1 protein-coding gene is annotated in these 1,285 nt (G+C 40.2%); it reads right to left on the bottom strand.

Features of this window, described 5'->3' with window-relative positions:
- Positions 1–30: 30 nt before the first annotated feature.
- Positions 31–1,008 carry a replication initiation protein RepM gene (repM, locus tag F960_RS00190; protein WP_004846161.1) on the bottom strand — a complete coding sequence of 326 codons (978 nt, stop codon included), beginning with the start codon at positions 1,006–1,008 and terminating at the stop codon, positions 31–33.
- Positions 1,009–1,285: the final 277 nt, after the last annotated feature.

Below are 1,285 nucleotides of genomic sequence, written 5' to 3'. Positions count from 1 at the left end.
AAAGTGCGCCCTTCGGGAATTTCGTCATGACTAAAAAACCACGCCAAATTCTTCTAGTTTGTTTTCCCATTGGTCTGCGATCGTATCGGTTGTGATCTCACTTTGAATACGTTTCATCATCTCCAGTGGTGATTCATCTGCTTGTTTAAATCGATCTGTTAGCCGATTTCGCATGATTTCACCTGTAATACGGCTCGCTCTATGCTCTAAATCGCTCAAATTTGCGTTTTTAGGCTGTTTTACGACTTCAGTGGGGATTTCTATAGGTTTTTGCTTAGAAACGCCTGAATCGCTATTTTTTGGCGTTTCCGCCTCTGTTTTCTTCTTCTGCTTGAACTTGAATGAGAACCCTGTAATCACTCGCCCTTTTTTGTGCTGTTCGTAGCTCGCTGTGATGTCGGTATAATCATTGATCTGCTTGAGTGCTAGTTCAATAACTCGCATCTTTAAGTTATCTGTTCGAGTGTATTCAGTATCTAAAACGCCGATTCGCTTTCTAAATTCGGCTAGTTCAATAACAGGCGTTTTTCCTGTACTGCGCCAACAAATTAATAACTCATACAAACGCACAGCATAGGCACTCGATAAGCTACTAATTTGTTCTATATCGTACTTCGTGAACTGCTCCTCAAGTCTTGTAATCAATGGGACAACCGCAGGAGCAAAAACAAGCTGTACCGTAGCTTCATTTTCTGTATATCCAATTTGACTAATCCAACGGCTAGTCATGTTTGTGGTATTCCCTTTGGCACTTCGCTGTTGGTAACTAAACTGCCGTGCAAATAAGTCCTTGCAGGCATCTTTGAGAGCTTGATATGCAGTGTGCTTCTCAACTTTAAACTGATTGATATAGCTCTCCGCATGAACGGTTAAAGGGTCGTTAGCATTAATCCCTCTGCCTGATTCTCTCGCCTCTATAATCGCTAAGAGAATTAATCTTTGTTCAACTAAGGCTAAGTTATAACTAGCGTTCATTAGGGCGTTATCTTTTACTATTAATTCGCTCATATCCTACAATTATTTTTTTGAAGTTATTACTACATTAGTTTATTTCGTAGTAATACGCAAGGTAAACGTAGGGGAATGGGTCGGTAAACGTAGGGGAATGGGTCGGTAAACGTAGGAGAATGGGTCGGTAAACGTAGGAGAATGTCCTTTGTATGCCTTGCTATGCTTGCGTTTCAGCCAGTCTAAAAGCATTTAAAAGCATTTAAAAACATTAAAAGCCCAATTTTTCATGAAAATTGCCCTCGGTTTTCGCTAAAGCTCAAACTTTTTTGACTTC

This window comes from Acinetobacter gerneri DSM 14967 = CIP 107464 = MTCC 9824, from assembly GCF_000368565.1.
Lineage (GTDB): Bacteria > Pseudomonadota > Gammaproteobacteria > Pseudomonadales > Moraxellaceae > Acinetobacter > Acinetobacter gerneri.
The sequence above is the reverse complement of the archived record's forward strand: the minus strand, read 5'-3'. Positions and strand labels throughout refer to the sequence as shown.

What these genes read in the sequence shown, in the direction of transcription:
- repM (WP_004846161.1), bottom strand. Translation starts at nt 1,008, where the DNA reads ATGAGCGAATTAATAGTAAAAGATAACGCCCTAATGAACGCTAGTTAT.